Consider the following 16057-nt stretch of genomic DNA (forward strand, 5'->3'; position numbering starts at 1 on the left):
TAAAGCCTGAATTCTTCCACAAGCGCCGCCGATACTCAAGCAACTTATACTAATTGATGAGTTGTTGATGTATTTACAGCGCATTAAAAAAGGGAACATACGTTCCCTTTTATTTAAAGTATATAATTTATACTTTTATTAACTAAATAAATAGCTAACTGACTACTTGCTTAGTTCAAGCATTAGTTTGTTTAGGCGAGTAACAAACCCAGTTGGATCTTTAAGTGTACCGCGCTCTGCAAGTAATGCTTGGTCTAATAAAACATGTGACCACTGTGAAAATTTATCTTCATCTTGTTCGTCATTCAAATGCTTAACAAGTTGATGCTCTGGGTTTAGCTCAAACACAGGTTTTGCTTCAGGGGCTGCTTGACCAACAGATTCCATTAGCTTTTGCATTTGTGAGCTCATGTCGTTGTCGTCGCTTACAACACATGCTGGAGAATCTGTTAGGCGGTGCGTAAAGCGTACTTCTTTAACGTCATCACCTAGTGCTGTTTTAATACGCTCAACAAGGCCAGCCATCTCTTTTTCAGACTCTTCTTGTGCTTTTTTAGTCTCTTCGTCGTCCAGCTTACCTAAATCTAAATCACCACGTGTGATTGACTGTAGTTGCTTATCAGCAAATTCAGTTAAGTGGCTCATCATCCACTCGTCAACACGGTCACTTAGTAACAATACTTCAATCCCTTTTTTGCGGAAAATCTCTAAATGAGGAGAATTTTTCGCAGAAGTAAATGTATCAGCTACTACATAGTAAATTTTGTCTTGGCCTTCGTTCATACGTTCAACATATTGCTCAAGCGACACATCTTGCGTTTCTGAATCAGTATGAGTAGAAGAAAAGCGTAATAACTTACATACGGCTTCTTTATTTGCCGCATCTTCAGCTGGGCCTTCTTTCATTACTTGGCCAAACTCATTCCAAAATACTTGGTAATCGTCAGCTTTGTTTTTAGCCATACGCTCAAGCATTTTAATAATGCGCGATGTACACCCTTTACGAATAGCTTGCGTTACTTTGTTGTCTTGTAGAATTTCGCGAGATACGTTTAGAGGTAAATCGTTTGAATCTAGTAAACCTTTTACAAAGCGAAGGTAGCTTGGCATGAACTGCTCAGCATCATCCATTACAAATACACGTTGTACGTAAAGCTTTAAGCCACTTTGACGTTCACGGTTCCATAAATCAAAAGGTGCTTTTTTAGGGATGTATAAAAGGCTCGTGTATTCAGTTTTACCTTCAACCTTATTATGTGCCCAGCTAAGTGGATCTTCCCAGTCGTGGCTTACGTGCTTGTAAAACTCTTTGTATTCTTCATCAGAAAGCTCTGACTTATCACGCGTCCACAATGCAGTTGCGCGGTTAATACTTTCCCACTCACCTGGTACTGCTGGAATTTTTTCGCCGTCTTCGCCTTCAGACTCTGGTACTTCTGCTTTAAACATTTGTACCGGTGTTGAAATATGGTCTGAGTATTTAGTAACAATGCCGCGCAGGCGGTAATCGTCAGCAAATTCTTTTTCTTCATCACGAAGATGTAAAATAATGTCGGTACCACGGCCTTCTTTTTCAATTTCTTGAAGCGTGTATTCGCCTTCACCTTGAGATTCCCACTCGTAAGCAGTTGTTTCACCCGCTTTACGTGTACGAACAGTTACTAAATCGGCAACAATAAATGCTGAGTAAAAACCAACACCAAATTGACCAATTAACTGTGAATCTTTACTTTGATCACCCGTTAAGTTTTTGAAAAACTCAGCAGTACCCGACTTTGCAATAGTACCCAATGAGCTAATTACTTCATCACGTGTCATACCAATACCATTATCAGAAATGGTAATTGTATTTGCTTCTTTATCTGCGCTAATACGAACACGTAAATCGGCATCACCTTGGTAAAGGTCGCCTTGAGATAGCGCTAAAAAGCGTAACTTGTCTGCTGCATCTGATGCGTTTGACACAAGTTCGCGTAAAAATATTTCTTTATTAGAATAAAGAGAATGAATCATTAAGTTTAATAATTGTTTTACTTCTGTTTGAAAGCCTAATGTTTCTTTTTGTGCTGCAGTCATTTATATATCTCCAATTTGCAAAGTGTCTGCGTTATGCACTTAATATGGGGTGAGGTGTTAGAACTTCAAGGGAAAAATCAAAAAAAGGTGAAACGAAAAAATAGAATATCTCGTTTATCTAAAATGGGTGCGGACAATTAATATGAATCTTTTCACCTGTTGTTGGATGTTCAAAATATAAATCGCTGGCATGTAATTGTAAGCGTCCTGCCATGTACTCACTTTGCGCACTTTTATATAAATCACAGCCTAAAATTGGGTGCCCTATAAACTGGCTGTGTATTCGTAATTGATGGGTACGTCCGGTAACGGGCGTAAATTGCACTAAGGTTCTGCACGGTTGTTTAAGCCGCTCAAGCACACTGTATTCACTCACCGCTACTTTGCCCGTCGTTTGGCAAATTTTAACTCGCGGAAAAAGCAGTTTATCTTTTGCTATTGGTGCAGTAATTTCCCCCTCATCAACAGCTAAGCTACCCTCTAACATGGCTACATAACGCTTTTGGATAGTACGCGCCTGAAACTGTTTATTAAGATGCTTTGATGCTTTGGCGTTTAATCCAACAATCATAATGCCCGATGTACCCAAATCTAACCGATGCGGTAACTTAGCCTCAGTAAATGCGGCTGTTAACCCTTTTTGACCATGTACTAAACGGTAATGTACTGAGTCCCAGTTAAGCGGATTCTTACCAGACAAACTTAATAACCCACTGGGTTTATTGATCAGTAAAATATCATCATCTTGATATAATATTTCAATAAACCCGTCGCACTTAGGCGCTACAAAGTCATCAACAATCATTTGTGACTCTACTGGTGTATCCAATATTGAGTTAGCCATTAAATTAATCAATATCTTTTGAATGAAGCGCTTTTAAAGCCAATACTTGCTCACGCAAATCGTCTGCTACTACTTTGTCAGCGGCAATCGGGGTACCTACTGCAACCGACACCAAAGACCATTTTAATCGTGGTAGTTGCCACTTAGCTTTTCGGCTAAACATACTTCCCCACAGGCCCCCTAAATGCACAGGAATAACAGGCACAGGTGAGCGCTCAATAATGCGCTCGATTCCACGGCGAAAAATATCGATAGAGCCGTCACTGGTTAGTTTTCCTTCAGGGAAAATACCAACAAGTTCGCCTTTATTAAGCGCAGCAGCCACTTCGTCAAAGGCTTTTTTAAACGCTTCCGGGTTGGTTTTTTCACTGTTAATGGGAATAGCTTTGGCCATTTTAAATAACCAATGTAGGGCTGGCGAATAATAAATAGGGGCAAATACCATAAATCGGATAGGCCTTGGTGATGCTGCTAAAATAAACATCCAATCGACAAAGCTCACGTGATTACACACTATAACGGCAGCGCCTTCATCTGGAATATTACTTTCACCTTTTGTACGCACTCTGTACATACAAATAGCTAAAATATATATAATAAATCGTAAAAAGAACTCTGGTACTTTGGTATAAATATAAACAGATATAAGTAAGTTTAGCCCAGCAAGTAACAGTAGCAACTCTGAAATACTCCACTGAAAAACAGACAGCGTTACAATACTTAAAACAGCACTGCCCACCATAAACAGTGCATTTAATACATTATTAGCCGCTATAACTCGTGAGCGACTCGACTCTTCAGTACGCTGTTGAATAAGCGCATACAGAGGTACAGTATAAAAACCAGAGCCAATACCAATGCCTGCCATCCATACAAAATGCCACAACATGTCGCCTGTTTTTAATAACTGATCAAGCGTCAACAATTCAAGGTTTTGAGGTAAATAAGAGCTAATAGCGCTCTCTTGGCTCAGTAAGTATAAAAACAAGGTAATTAAAATAGCGCCAAAAGGCACAATTCCTAATTCTATTCGAGAGCGAGAAAGCTTTTCACACAGTAATGAACCAATAGCAATACTTAGTGAAAACACAACAAGCGCGCTAGTTACAACCAGTTCATCGCCGCCCATTGTGTGTTTTACATAATTTGGTAGGGACGTTAAAATAATTGCGCCAATTAACCAAAACCAACTGATCCCGAGGACTGATTTACCAACCGATTCTGTTTGCGAATTAAGTGCTGAAAATACGTTTTTCGTGGATGAAAATATATTATAGGTAAATTTTAAGTTAGGCTCGTTTGCCTCACTAATGGGTATAAAGCGACTGCTCACATAACCCATAACAGCCAGTACTAATACGGCAATACTTATAAGCGTAGGCCCTACTGATTGAGTAATATAATAGGTGCCAAAAATTGTACCAATTAATATTGCTACAAACGTGCCTGATTCAACCAAGCCATTCGCTTTTGTTAATTCGTTAGGGGCTACGTGCTGCGGTAAAATAGAGTACTTTAATGGACCAAAAAACGTACTTTGTACGCCCATTAAAAATACGGTGGCTAACATCAGCCAAAGATACTGCGTTAAAATAGAGACAGCCCCTACAACCATAATAGGGATTTCACATAGCTTTACGATTCTGATTAGTTTGGATTTTTCTGTTTTTTCAGCTAGCTGCCCCGCCATCCCTGAAAATAAAAAGAAAGGTAGGATAAATAACCCAGCAGCAATATTTGAATAAAGTGCGCCATCAGCAAGCGTTGCAGCCTGGAATATCAATAAAATAAGCACTGATTGCTTATACACGTTATCGTTAATCGCTGAGAAAAACTGCGTAATAAAAAGCGGTAAAAAACGCTTACTACCCAGTAATGTACCTTGGTAGGGTTGATTATCTTTCATTGTATTCCTTACTAATTAGAGACATAGCCCAAAAATATATTATACCAATTTGTTTAATTAAATGATCTATTTTGAGGGCGGAAAAACGTGTTGATAGCTAGGCAAAAAATTCGCTATTTAGTTGTTCTAAATGAGAATTTTTTAACGCAGGTAGCGACACGTTTAGCCCCGCAAAATGATTAAGTATTATTGCGGATTGGTATTAGATTGCTTCTAAGCTTACCTTAAAAACAAAAAAGCCTACATAATTTAATCATGTAGGCTTTTATAATATCTTTTCAAATAGTGACTTAGAGCTAGGGCCTGCTGACCTTCCGTGGTTGAATTTACAGCAGTATGTTTGGTTTTTAGGCAAGGCAGAGCTTGTGTAGTGTGGTTATTCCCCATAAATAGGCGATAACGCAGCATAAATACCAAACATGCGCTGCCCTTTGGGTTCTTTCTAGGGACGATTAACTCTTTGTTGCTCGATTTTTACTTAGCCCACTAGGTTACAAACCTCGCGCCGCGATTAAACCGCCCCTAGATTGAACAAATTTCAACCCGCAAAGTTCAACACGCCCTAGTCTTGTGTAACTAAACGCCTGCCGCTAAAAGCATGCATAAGCGTTCTACCATCTACTAAATCAAGCTCGCCCCCCACAGGAATACCGTGAGCAATACGCGAAGCACCTACTTTATATTTATGACAAAGCTGAGCAATATAATGAGCAGTAGTGTCGCCTTCAACGGTAGGGTTAGTCGCTAAAATAACCTCATTAATACCGCCTTGAGCAAGTTTTTGCTCTAAAACATCTAAGCCAATTTCTTTAGGGCCGATACCGTCAATTGGCGATAAATGACCCATTAAAACAAAGTATAGCCCTAAGTACTGACCCGTTTGCTCAATTGCAAGCACGTCAGTAGGCGATTCAACAACACATAATATGCCGCTGTCTTGGCGTTTTGTACTTAAACAAATATCGCACTGAGCTTGTTCGCAAAAAGTACGACAAGACCGACAATGCCCTATGGCTGTCATTGCTTTAGTCAATGCATTACCAAGCTGAGTGCCTCCCTTTCGGTCGCGCTCAAGCAAGTGAAAAGCAATACGTTGCGCTGACTTTGGACCAATGCCCGGTTGACAGCGCAGTGCTTCTATAAGCTGATTTAAACTATCTGAAAGTTGCATTATTTACTTAAAACGGCATTTTCATACCTGGTGGTAATTGCATACCGCCAGTTACTTTACCCATGCGCTCTTGTGTTTCTTCTGCAACACGGCGTACAGCATCGTTACATGCTGCTGCAAGTAAGTCTTCAATCATGTCTTTGTCGTCTTCCATAAGGCTTTCATCAAGCTGAACACGACGTACATTGTGGTTACCAAGCATGGTTACTTTAACTAAACCGGCACCGGCTTCGCCAACAACTTCTAATGTTGCGATTTCGTCTTGGGCTTTTTGCATGCGATCTTGCATTTGCTGCGCTTGCTTCATCATGTTGCCCATTCCACCTTTAAACATAACTTTCTCTCTTTCTTTTAATACATTAATTAACATGAACATAAGGGCGATTGTAAGTAATTACAATGCCTGAATACTGTTTTCGTCAATTTCGGCGCTAAATACTTGCTGAAATTGTACTATGTTTTCATCAGATGTGATCACATCGATTGCTTGTTGATGACGACCTGCATCAATTTTTTGCTGAATAAGATAAGGAGAGTCAATAACTCCCTTAGCAAAATTAATACTTAACGACACGTTATGCTCATAAATACTCGACAATGCGGCATCTAATCTTTGGCGAAGCATCGGTGTATCTAAATGCTTTTGTGATTCATCAACGTCTATATGTAAACTGTTGCCTTGCTTGGTAAATATTGAATGCAATGCAAATTGGCGCATACGACCACCCAGTCCCATACGTTTAATTAAATAAGCCCATTCATCTTGTTGATGTGCAAATCTAATTTCACTAATTGGGCTTTGAAAATCATCAGGGGCAGGAATACTTACTTCCTCTGGCACTATTTCAGGCGCTTTTTGAGGGTTTATTTGCTCAAGTAATTCTGGCGCAAGATTTTCAGTAATTTTTTGGTGCTTTGCTTTAAAATCAATCTTACTAGTTGGCTTTATGTTGGAGTGATTATGTGCCTGAGTTTGGCCCCCTATTACTGGGAACTCATGCTTTTTTTCACTCTCACCTTCGCTATCAGTTGCCCAAGGAGGGATATCGCCAGACGCATTACCTGAAGGGCTATTAAGCTCACTTGCACTTGTATCTGCACTACCTTGATGAACACTTTGGGCTTTAGGCATTCTTGGATGCTGTTCTGGCTTTTTAGCAGGCGCTTGGCTTGGCTGCACTGCTACATTATTTGCAGATGTACTTGTACTCTTGCCTGATAACCTACCCGCACCCGATATATTTCTGTCGCGTAAAATACGAGCAATGGCAGATTGCGCCTGCGCTTCTTGTTCAGCTATTGGCGTACTTGCATTGTGATTTGTTAAGGGCTCTGGTGAAGACTCTGAGTTTGCAGTAGGTGCAGGTTTAAAACCCTGATCTACAGCGCTACTCATTATATCATCAAACTGCGAAGCTAACGTTTGCTCAGCATCACTATGTTGCATGTAAGCTTCATCTTCACTTTGGCGCTGGGCTTGAGCATCCGAAACAACATTGGTTTGTGATTGCTCATTAGCTGAAGCCTGTTGCTCAATAGCGTTTTCACTTTGTTGAACCGGTTGCTCTACTGCAACTTGGGTTGGCTCATTATTACTTTGTACGACATCATTATTCAATGTCTGAGCGGCAACATTTGGTAAAGGCTCTATCTCAAGGGATTTAGGCTGCTCTGTATTGCTAACTGGCTTAGTATTATTTACAGGGACACTACTTTGGCTAGCTACAGTGTTTTGCGATGTTTTATTTTTATTTAATATATCTCGCAGTGCATTTGCGCGGCCTTGTTTATTTGGGGCCGGCTCTTCGTTTACTGTGTGTACAGTTTGTTGAGCGTCTGTAGGCTTAAATGCTAATAATCTTAGCATTATCATTTCAAAACCTAAACGAGGCTCTGGTGCCCATTGTAAATCTTTTTTACCATTTAACAGTAACTGATAATAAATTTGAATTTGTTGTGGGCTCGTATGTTGTGCAACATGAGCAATATAATCTACATTTTTTTCATCTAGCCCTGCCGCTTCTGGCACTAACTGGGTTAGTTGGGTCAAATGCGTAAGTGCAATTAAATCATCAAGCAATGCAACATAATTAGGATTACGACTTGCCACCTGTGCAATCTCATCCATTAGCGCAGCGCCATCTTGTGCAAGTAATGCTGCAAGCAAGCTTTGGCTATAATGAGTATCCATTAAACCAAGCATTGTTTGTACTGCTTGATTATTAATATCACCATTTGTTTGTGCAATAGCTTGGTCAGTTAAGCTAAGCGCATCACGCATACTGCCATCAGCGGCTTTTGAAATAATGCTAAGTGCATCAGTGTCAAAGCTAAGCTGCTCTTGAGTAAGTACGTGTTCAAGCTGTGTTTTAATTTCACTTTGCGACAAGGCATTTAGGTTGAATTGTAAACAGCGAGATAAAATAGTAACTGGTAGTTTTTGAGGATCGGTCGTCGCCAATAAAAATTTCACATGCTCTGGTGGCTCTTCAAGCGTTTTCAAAAGCGCATTAAAGCTGTGCTTAGAAAGCATGTGAACTTCATCGATTAGGTATACTTTATAACGTCCACGTGTTGGTGCATATTGAACGTTATCGAGTATTTCGCGGGTGTCTTCTACTTTTGTACGAGAAGCCGCATCTATTTCGAGTAAGTCAATGTAGCGCCCTGCTTCTATATCTAAACAGCTGCTACATTGGCCACACGGATTTGCAGATATACCTTCGTCGCAATTTAAGCTTTTAGCAAAAATACGCGCAATAGTGGTTTTACCTACACCGCGGGTTCCAGTGAATAAATAAGCGTGATGCAGTCTATTTTGTGTAAGCGCATTTACAAGCGCTTGCTTAACATGAGACTGCCCAACCAATTCATGAAAGGTTTGAGGACGCCATTTTCTCGCTAGAACCTGATAACTCATCGATTACTCGCCTTCGAATTCAACCAATTTTAGAATTTTAATACCCATTTTTTTGATGCGCTGCTCGCCACCAAGTTCTGGTAGTGATACAACAAATGCAGCATCTGTGGCTTCGCCACCTAGTTTATGAACTAATTTAGCTGTGGCTTCAATTGTGCCGCCAGTTGCTAATAAGTCATCAACTAATAATACTTTATCGCCAGGTACAATTGCATCAACATGCAGCTCTAGCGTGTCTTCACCGTACTCAAGTAAGTAATCTTGACGAATAACTTCGCGTGGTAACTTACCTGGTTTACGAACTGGAATAAACGGAATGCCTAATGCGTAAGACAGCGGCGCACCAAAAATAAAGCCACGTGATTCTGTGCCAATTATTTTAGTAAAACCCTGATCTTTATATTCTGCGATAAACGCGTCAATAGTTGCTTTAAAGGCTTCTGGATTTGCCATTAAAGTGGTTACATCGCGAAACATGATGCCCGGCTTTGGATAATCAGCAATTGTAGTTATGCTGTTTTTGATAATTGCTGGTGTTACTTGAGTCATAATTTTAACTGCTCAATTGTTTATATTACAAAGCAGGTGATTATAACCTTAACTAACCTTTAATTGCGAGTTTGGCGTTACTATAAAAGAAGTATTAACTATGGGGGGTAATTAAAATAAAGTGGTTCAAGGCTGAAGTAAGCAACAGCCTTAATAAACGCTATGCATTTTAAGTTAAGCTAGTGATCCAGCCTAATATTGCATTTAAACAACCAATCCCTGCAAATACAGCTAAGAAAGCAAGAAAATAAGTAGCGTTGAACGGATCTTTAAAGTCTTTATCATCTGACATTGGTACAACCTTTTATTAAGCACGACAAATAAGGCTGCCATAATAGACGATGTAAAATCATCAATAAAGACCTTAATCTTGATTTTTTGTCACAATTACACCGCGTTCAACCATTGCATTGAGGGTAACCAATGCGCCTTGAGCAATTTGATCTGCATTAAACTGTGGTGCATGAGCGAATACCTGTTGGCAAACGTCGTCAAATGTCGCTCCATCACTTGCCTCAATAATTGATAGTAACAAAGCAGTCATCGCATTCGTAGCCAGAAATTGAACGTCATCATCTTCATCTCTATATACAACAAAATAATTAGGCTGAGGTGATGGCTCTTTTGGTTTAAAGTGATTGCTAATATTTTGAACCGGAAATTGATAACTTAAATTTCTTGCCGTTTTCGATAAATACAAAGCAGAACTAGTAAGCGCTGTTGTTTGTAATTTTTGCTCTTGCTCATCTTCGTGTGCAATCGATACATCTAGCTCTACCCATTCATAATGTGCAAGTTCTAGCATAAACACGGGATCGTATCTTTTCATTTTATAATCACTTGATAAGTAATTAATAAACTCCCCTGCTATATCTAAAAAGTACGGCGAATGACAATCATATTCGCTAAAAAATTGGCGTACAAGGACCAGCCATTGCTTGTCTGTATATAAGGTTTTTAATACCGGAAAACCTGATGATATAAAACCTTCAATGTTATTAAAAAATAGGTCGCGATAAATGGCCATACGTCGGTCTTCGATACCGCTGGGCTTTTTATTTTTTTTAGGCTCGCGAATATGCGCCATAAATTCGTTTTGTATTTCAATAAAGCTCATAACTAGGCACTCTTTTAATGTTTATAAAGGCTTATATTAAGCTCGTTGTTTTGAAATAGTCGAATTAAGGTATTTAGCTTGTAGCTCATGAATTATGTCTAACTCTTTGGTTAACACATCCATAGTAGGAATATTAAAATCACGCTCAAGCAGAGTCGGAAATACGCCATGTACTTCATATGCCTTATCAAGTAACTCCCACACAGGACTGATTACATCAGCGCCATGTGTATCCACTATTAAGTCATCAGCCTCATTGTAATGCCCAGCAACGTGCCCATAGGCAATACGATTAGAGGGTAACCCAGTTAAAAACGCTTGTGCGTTATAGCCATGATTAATCGAATTCACATAAATGTTATTCACATCCAGTAAAAGCTTGCAGTCTGCTTGCTCTAAAATGGTATTTGTAAATTCCAGCTCTGATAATTGCTGTCCAGGAGCGCCATAATAGGAAACATTTTCTATCGCAATTTGCTGCTCAAGTATGTCTTGTACTTGTTTAATGCGAGGGACAACATGTGCTATAGCATCTTGTGTAAACGGAATAGGCATTAAGTCATACATATGGCCTGTACCAGAGCAGTAACTTAAGTGCTCACTAAAGATTTTTATATTGTGCTCTTCAAAAAAAACTTTTAAAGACTTAACAAATTCAACATCCAGTGGTTCGGGTGAACCGATAGACAGTGATAATCCATGACACACAAAATTGTTTGCATCTGTTAATGTTCTAAATTGCTTTTTAAAGCGCCCACCTAGTTTTAACCAGTTCTCTGGTGCAACTTCCAAAAAATCTACTTGATTAGGTACGTGTTCAAGCAGTTCATCAAGCATTTCTCGTCGTAGGCCAAGGCCCACCATCCCGAAATCTGTACTCTGGATTTGTGTCATAACTACCTCTAACTTATCAAAAAAGGGCCTTAAGGCCCTTTTAGCATAACTTATTTAGAATAAGATATTAACGACCGCCACATTTACCTTCGCCGCACTTACCTTCTTTTTTAGTTTTTTTAGAATCGCCGCCGCATTTACCTTCACCACATTTGCCTTCTGTTTTAGCTTTTGCATCTTTTGCATCGCCGCCACATTTACCTTCACCACACTTGCCTTCTGTTTTAGCTTTTGCATCTTTTGCGTCGCCGCCACATTTACCTTCGCCACACTTGCCTTCTGTTTTAGCTTTTGCATCTTTTGCATCGCCGCCACATTTACCTTCGCCGCACTTACCTTCTGTTTTAGCTTTTGCATCGCCGCCACATTTACCTTCGCCGCACTTACCTTCTGTTTTAGCTTTTGCATCTTTAGCATCGCCGCCACATTTACCTTCACCACACTTACCTTCTTTAGCGTCTAGTTGGTAACCTGTCACTAATTGTTGAAACTCAAATGGGTTGGCTTGTACATCTGCAGATACAAAGCTTGCAGAGCCAACAACTACTGCACCTAAAGTTAACGCGATTGTATTTTTTTTAACTGTATTCATTTTGTGACTCTCTTTAATCAAGTATTGTAAATCTCAGCAATAAAAATGTATTTTAAATTGCTTGTATGCTTAAGTAGACCTGTACAAGAATAAAAACTTTCATTTATTTTCATAATATTTACTTTTGCGGTTTCTACATTAAATATGGTTGGTAATTACAGATTTATCAATGTGTGATTTACAGGTAAACTATGCGTCCAGTTTTTTATCAAAATTAATCACTTTATGAAACTTGTTTTAGCACCTATGGAAGGTGTCGTTGATTTTAAAATGCGCCAATTACTCACAGACATTGGTGGGTTCGATTTGTGCGTTACCGAGTTTGTAAGAGTGGTTGAAACATGCTTACCTGATAAAGTTTTTCATCGATTTTGCCCTGAACTACATAATAATGGATTTACGCGAGCAGGTACTCCTGTGCGTGTTCAATTACTCGGCCAAGAAGCAAATCCGTTAGCCGAAAATGCAGTAAGAGCAATTGCTTTAGGATCTCATGGGGTCGACCTTAACTTTGGTTGCCCAGCAAAAACCGTTAATCGTAGTCGAGGGGGTGCTGTACTGCTTAAAGATCCTGACCACATGTATACGATTATTAAAGCAGTCCGAGATGCTGTAGATGATAAACATGAAGTAAGTGCAAAAATTCGCTTAGGCTTTGATGATGACAGTAACAGCCAAGAAATTGTTGATGCTGTGGTAAGTGCAGGCGCAAATAGTGTAGCTATACACGCCAGAACCAAACGTGATGGTTATAACCCGCCAGCTTATTGGGAAAAAATTCCACCAATAATAAAAGATAAAAATATTGCCGTTGTTGCCAATGGTGAAATTTGGCAAGTTGAGGACGCAATGCTTTGCCAAAAACGAAGTGGATGTACTGATTTGATGCTTGGTCGTGGCGCCCTTTCGCACCCTGATTTAGCAAAAAAAATTAAAGCTCATGTAAATAATGAACAATATGATGGCCTTCAATGGGAGCATATTATTTATCACTTAATCCACTCTGCTATTCATCAAGACCCTGCAAAAGATGAAAAGTATTTTGCTTCTCGTACAAAGCAATGGCTAGGTTACCTTAAACGCCAATACCCGCAAGCGATCGATTTATTTGATGAAATCAGGCGTTTAAAAAGTAAAGAAGATGTGGCAAGCGTATTAAATAAATACGCCAAAGCACCGCAACTTGATTCAAATCATAACGGCTAACCTAAAGCCTCTAGATAATATCAGTATAACGTGAAGCCAATTTAATAAGGTTGTACTGATAATGCATCATCAAAAAAGACTAAACGATGAAATAGCACAAATTAAATTAAATATATTAACTATGCTTTCTAAATCAGCCTACCCTACACATCAGCATTTAATACAAATTTTAGATAATACAGCAAACAATGAATGGTTAGACTGTGCAGCAGAGAAGCTAGGTCCTGAGTATGCGTTTTTGATCAGTCGCATGACTAAATTAGAAGCGGCGGTCAGCCAAATAGAAATTGGGCAATATGGCTACTGCTGCGACTGTGAAGAAAAAATACCAGCCAAATCACTTGAACTAGACCCCGCAACTCAACGGTGTACAAAGTGCGCACAATAAGCGCACAATAAGCGCACTTTCAAATCATTATATAATTTGTTGTATAAAGCTAAATGATTGCCCTGGGTAGAGTATTATATCTTCAACTAAATATTGAGCCTCTTCTTGGGTGATTTCTAAGCGTTTCATAAGATTTACCTTTGCCTGTGGCAAAGTCCACGCATGGTAATGAATGCCAATATCTGATTCCATCATTGCAAGCATCAATGTTTTATCTTTATCAGACATGTTCATATTACTCGCCATTGCAGGTAAGTCGTGATAATCAGCCTGCCAATCAAGCCCTTCAATTAATTTTTCATTCGATAGATACTGCACTAAAAACGATTTTTTATGAGAAATAGACAATTTACTATCGATTGCAACACGATCTAATACTTTTATATTTTCATTTAAAAGAGTAACCCACTCTAGCGGTGAATGTACTTCGCCACTAAAGTAATTGAGTTTGCTCTGATACCACTGTGACCCATTTGGCAGGCCTCTCAGACCAACACTACCTCTAGGCTTGTAACTAGCTAAATAATCGCTAAAAGCTCTTATATGACTCTTAAGCGCTGGTTGAACGTCATTACTACCTATCGCACTCAATACATAGCTTTGTAGTAGTGTGAGCTCAATTTTATTCAGCTTTAAATTGCTTTGTTTAGCACTGTCTAGCGTATCTTGGGTTAACTTAAGCCAAGTAATAATATTATCCGGCGTACTTTTTGACCCCTCAAAAGCAAGCATGTTTTTTAATACGTTTACTTGAGCCGGCCAATTAAAATAGCGCTCAGGAAAGCGCTCTGCAATAACCAAGTAGTTTACTTGTGCAATTTGATTGAGATTAAGCTCCATACCCATTAGGTTCTGATAAATAGAATGACGTTTAACTAAATACGCATCAGAAAAGACCAATTGCTCTTTAGTAATCCTATCGATTTTTTTAGCGTCTGGTTGTACAAGTGCCATGTTTAAAGTTTTTAAAGCAACTTGTGCGTCTTCAAATGACTCATAAGGTTGAGGCTGCTTTGAACATGCAGCTAAAAATAAGCACAGTAGTAATGAAAAAGAGAGCTTTTTATACATAGTAGTTCCAATAAAAAAAGCCCCAGAGGGGCTTTTTATAAGTTGCTTTAGCTAATTAAAATTAAATTTTAACACCGTTGCGAGCGGCTTTATCTTTAATATATGTAGACCAACCCTTTGCAAACTTACGTGTGCGAGGGTCATCCATAGCTTTAGTAATTGCAGCATATGCTTGCTTATACTTACCTTGATAGTAATACGCTTCAGCTAAATCTGAATAAATAGTACCTTTTTTGTCAGAGCCAAGCTCTAATGCTTTGTTCAAACGAACAACAGCAGCACTGAATTTTTCAGATTGTAAAAGTAATGAACCAGCTTTACGGTAAAGTTCAGCGTCGTCATCAAATTTAGCAGCTTCTTCGTAGTACTTAGCAGCTTTTTCTAGATCTTTAGAGCGATGATAGTTACTAGCAATCGCGCTAACATTCTGCTTTGTACGTTTTACTTTTTCACTCTTAACGGCCTTTTCTAGCGTTACAGCTGCTCTAAAAGGGATCTCGTTTAGAGAGTAAAAGTTAGATAAGACTTTATACTCAACTTCATTTTCAAAGTAACCGTTCTTGTAAGCAACTTCCATCGTTGCTAAACCTTTTTGATAGTCTTCGGTTTGTAGGTAATATTTACCTAAGCTAACCCAAGCTTTTTTATCATCAGGCCATACACGAACAATCTCTTCGCCAATCTTAACCATGTTTGCATAGTCTTTAAGTTCAAAGTATGCACCCAGTTTTAATTGGTAAGGACCTTTATTAGGTTCTTTTTGAAGTTTAATTGCCTTATCTGCTGGTTCAAAAACATCACGAAATTGCTCTAACTGATAGTTAGCTTGAGCGATACGTGTATAAACCGTAGGATCTTCTTGGCCAGTGAAGTCCATCCAAGCTACATAAGCTTTTTTGGCTTCTTGATACTTTTCAGTACCGGCGTATAAATCGCCTAACAGTTTTAGAGTCTGTTCTTGATCAGCAAAGTTTAAAACATCAGGGGCAACTGCTTGCTTAGAGTACTTAATCGCTTCGTCATACTTTTCTTTTTGAGCGTACATGCTACCTAAGTAACGATTTACGGTCGCTTTATCAAAGTCATTCGAAGGTTCAATCTCTCTAAGCAAAACAATTGCTTCATCAACTTTTTCTTCGTTGTACAAGTCAAATGCTTTAATTACCTTTTTACCAGTACGCTCGCCCATGATTTTAGTTTTTGCTTTTTTACGCTCTTCAATCTTTGCGTAATCTGGCGCTGCTAAAACAGATGCACTTAAAGTAGCACCCGACACAGACATAAGAATCGCAAGAGCAGTTACTTTAGAAAAATTTCTCATTA

Annotated in this window: 15 protein-coding genes; 2 read left to right on the plus strand and 13 right to left on the minus strand. The window is 39.0% G+C overall.

Annotated features, from left to right (window positions below; genetic code table 11):
- Positions 1-162: 162 nt before the first annotated feature.
- The 11 genes from htpG to I6F48_RS04055 form a co-directional block, all read right to left on the minus strand.
- Complete coding sequence (gene htpG / locus I6F48_RS04010; RefSeq protein ID WP_007584077.1) at positions 163-2076, minus strand: molecular chaperone HtpG; 1914 nt, start codon at positions 2074-2076, stop codon at positions 163-165.
- 118 nt (positions 2077-2194) lie between these two features.
- Complete coding sequence (locus I6F48_RS04015) at positions 2195-2920, minus strand: RluA family pseudouridine synthase (RefSeq protein WP_165728230.1); 726 nt, start codon at positions 2918-2920, stop codon at positions 2195-2197.
- 4 nt (positions 2921-2924) lie between these two features.
- Complete coding sequence (locus tag I6F48_RS04020) at positions 2925-4826, minus strand: MFS transporter (RefSeq protein ID WP_165741105.1); 1902 nt, start codon at positions 4824-4826, stop codon at positions 2925-2927.
- A 562-nt stretch (positions 4827-5388) separates the two neighbouring features.
- A complete protein-coding gene (gene recR / locus I6F48_RS04025; RefSeq protein WP_165728228.1) occupies positions 5389-5997 on the minus strand; it encodes a recombination mediator RecR in 609 nt (202 codons plus the stop codon).
- A 7-nt stretch (positions 5998-6004) separates the two neighbouring features.
- Positions 6005-6331 carry a YbaB/EbfC family nucleoid-associated protein gene (locus I6F48_RS04030; protein WP_002962306.1) on the minus strand — a complete coding sequence of 109 codons (327 nt, stop codon included), beginning with the start codon at positions 6329-6331 and terminating at the stop codon, positions 6005-6007.
- A gap of 60 nt (positions 6332-6391) precedes the next feature.
- A complete protein-coding gene (dnaX, locus tag I6F48_RS04035) occupies positions 6392-8917 on the minus strand; it encodes a DNA polymerase III subunit gamma/tau (protein WP_197118873.1) in 2526 nt (841 codons plus the stop codon).
- Between the two features lie 3 nt (positions 8918-8920).
- Entirely contained in the window at positions 8921-9466 is a 546-nt protein-coding gene (gene apt, locus I6F48_RS04040; RefSeq protein WP_007584093.1) for an adenine phosphoribosyltransferase, read from the minus strand.
- Between the two features lie 169 nt (positions 9467-9635).
- Positions 9636-9758, minus strand: a complete 123-nt coding sequence (locus I6F48_RS21455; protein ID WP_002962301.1) for a hypothetical protein — start codon at positions 9756-9758, stop codon at positions 9636-9638.
- A 72-nt stretch (positions 9759-9830) separates the two neighbouring features.
- Complete coding sequence (locus tag I6F48_RS04045) at positions 9831-10583, minus strand: HvfC family RiPP maturation protein (RefSeq protein WP_165728226.1); 753 nt, start codon at positions 10581-10583, stop codon at positions 9831-9833.
- Positions 10584-10619: 36 nt separating this feature from the next.
- Positions 10620-11477 (minus strand): HvfB family MNIO-type RiPP peptide maturase, encoded by an 858-nt coding sequence (locus I6F48_RS04050; RefSeq protein WP_197118874.1) that lies wholly within the window; start codon positions 11475-11477, stop codon positions 10620-10622.
- Between the two features lie 67 nt (positions 11478-11544).
- Complete coding sequence (locus I6F48_RS04055; RefSeq protein WP_197118875.1) at positions 11545-12069, minus strand: HvfA family oxazolone/thioamide-modified RiPP metallophore; 525 nt, start codon at positions 12067-12069, stop codon at positions 11545-11547.
- Positions 12070-12294: 225 nt separating this feature from the next.
- On the opposite strand from I6F48_RS04055, the gene I6F48_RS04060 reads away from it, so the two are divergent.
- A complete protein-coding gene (locus I6F48_RS04060; protein WP_007583877.1) occupies positions 12295-13275 on the plus strand; it encodes a tRNA-dihydrouridine synthase in 981 nt (326 codons plus the stop codon).
- A 61-nt stretch (positions 13276-13336) separates the two neighbouring features.
- Positions 13337-13663, plus strand: a complete 327-nt coding sequence (locus I6F48_RS04065; RefSeq protein WP_024590816.1) for a TraR/DksA C4-type zinc finger protein — start codon at positions 13337-13339, stop codon at positions 13661-13663.
- Positions 13664-13690: 27 nt separating this feature from the next.
- On the opposite strand, the gene I6F48_RS04070 is transcribed toward I6F48_RS04065, so the two are convergent.
- Together I6F48_RS04070 and I6F48_RS04075 are read right to left on the minus strand one after the other, a co-directional pair.
- A complete protein-coding gene (locus I6F48_RS04070) occupies positions 13691-14734 on the minus strand; it encodes a hypothetical protein (protein WP_165742005.1) in 1044 nt (347 codons plus the stop codon).
- Positions 14735-14795: 61 nt separating this feature from the next.
- Complete coding sequence (locus tag I6F48_RS04075; RefSeq protein WP_165728221.1) at positions 14796-16055, minus strand: tetratricopeptide repeat protein; 1260 nt, start codon at positions 16053-16055, stop codon at positions 14796-14798.
- Between the last annotated feature and the right edge of the window lie 2 nt (positions 16056-16057).

Source organism: Pseudoalteromonas sp. SWYJ118 (assembly GCF_015864505.1).
Lineage (GTDB): Bacteria > Pseudomonadota > Gammaproteobacteria > Enterobacterales > Alteromonadaceae > Pseudoalteromonas > Pseudoalteromonas arctica.

What these genes read in the sequence shown, in the direction of transcription:
- htpG (WP_007584077.1), bottom strand. Translation starts at nt 2,076, where the DNA reads ATGACTGCAGCACAAAAAGAAACATTAGGCTTTCAAACAGAAGTAAAA.
- I6F48_RS04015 (WP_165728230.1), bottom strand. Translation starts at nt 2,920, where the DNA reads ATGGCTAACTCAATATTGGATACACCAGTAGAGTCACAAATGATTGTT.
- I6F48_RS04020 (WP_165741105.1), bottom strand. Translation starts at nt 4,826, where the DNA reads ATGAAAGATAATCAACCCTACCAAGGTACATTACTGGGTAGTAAGCGT.
- recR (WP_165728228.1), bottom strand. Translation starts at nt 5,997, where the DNA reads ATGCAACTTTCAGATAGTTTAAATCAGCTTATAGAAGCACTGCGCTGT.
- I6F48_RS04030 (WP_002962306.1), bottom strand. Translation starts at nt 6,331, where the DNA reads ATGTTTAAAGGTGGAATGGGCAACATGATGAAGCAAGCGCAGCAAATG.
- dnaX (WP_197118873.1), bottom strand. Translation starts at nt 8,917, where the DNA reads ATGAGTTATCAGGTTCTAGCGAGAAAATGGCGTCCTCAAACCTTTCAT.
- apt (WP_007584093.1), bottom strand. Translation starts at nt 9,466, where the DNA reads ATGACTCAAGTAACACCAGCAATTATCAAAAACAGCATAACTACAATT.
- I6F48_RS21455 (WP_002962301.1), bottom strand. Translation starts at nt 9,758, where the DNA reads ATGTCAGATGATAAAGACTTTAAAGATCCGTTCAACGCTACTTATTTT.
- I6F48_RS04045 (WP_165728226.1), bottom strand. Translation starts at nt 10,583, where the DNA reads ATGAGCTTTATTGAAATACAAAACGAATTTATGGCGCATATTCGCGAG.
- I6F48_RS04050 (WP_197118874.1), bottom strand. Translation starts at nt 11,477, where the DNA reads ATGACACAAATCCAGAGTACAGATTTCGGGATGGTGGGCCTTGGCCTA.
- I6F48_RS04055 (WP_197118875.1), bottom strand. Translation starts at nt 12,069, where the DNA reads ATGAATACAGTTAAAAAAAATACAATCGCGTTAACTTTAGGTGCAGTA.
- I6F48_RS04060 (WP_007583877.1), top strand. Translation starts at nt 12,295, where the DNA reads ATGAAACTTGTTTTAGCACCTATGGAAGGTGTCGTTGATTTTAAAATG.
- I6F48_RS04065 (WP_024590816.1), top strand. Translation starts at nt 13,337, where the DNA reads ATGCATCATCAAAAAAGACTAAACGATGAAATAGCACAAATTAAATTA.
- I6F48_RS04070 (WP_165742005.1), bottom strand. Translation starts at nt 14,734, where the DNA reads ATGTATAAAAAGCTCTCTTTTTCATTACTACTGTGCTTATTTTTAGCT.
- I6F48_RS04075 (WP_165728221.1), bottom strand. Translation starts at nt 16,055, where the DNA reads ATGAGAAATTTTTCTAAAGTAACTGCTCTTGCGATTCTTATGTCTGTG.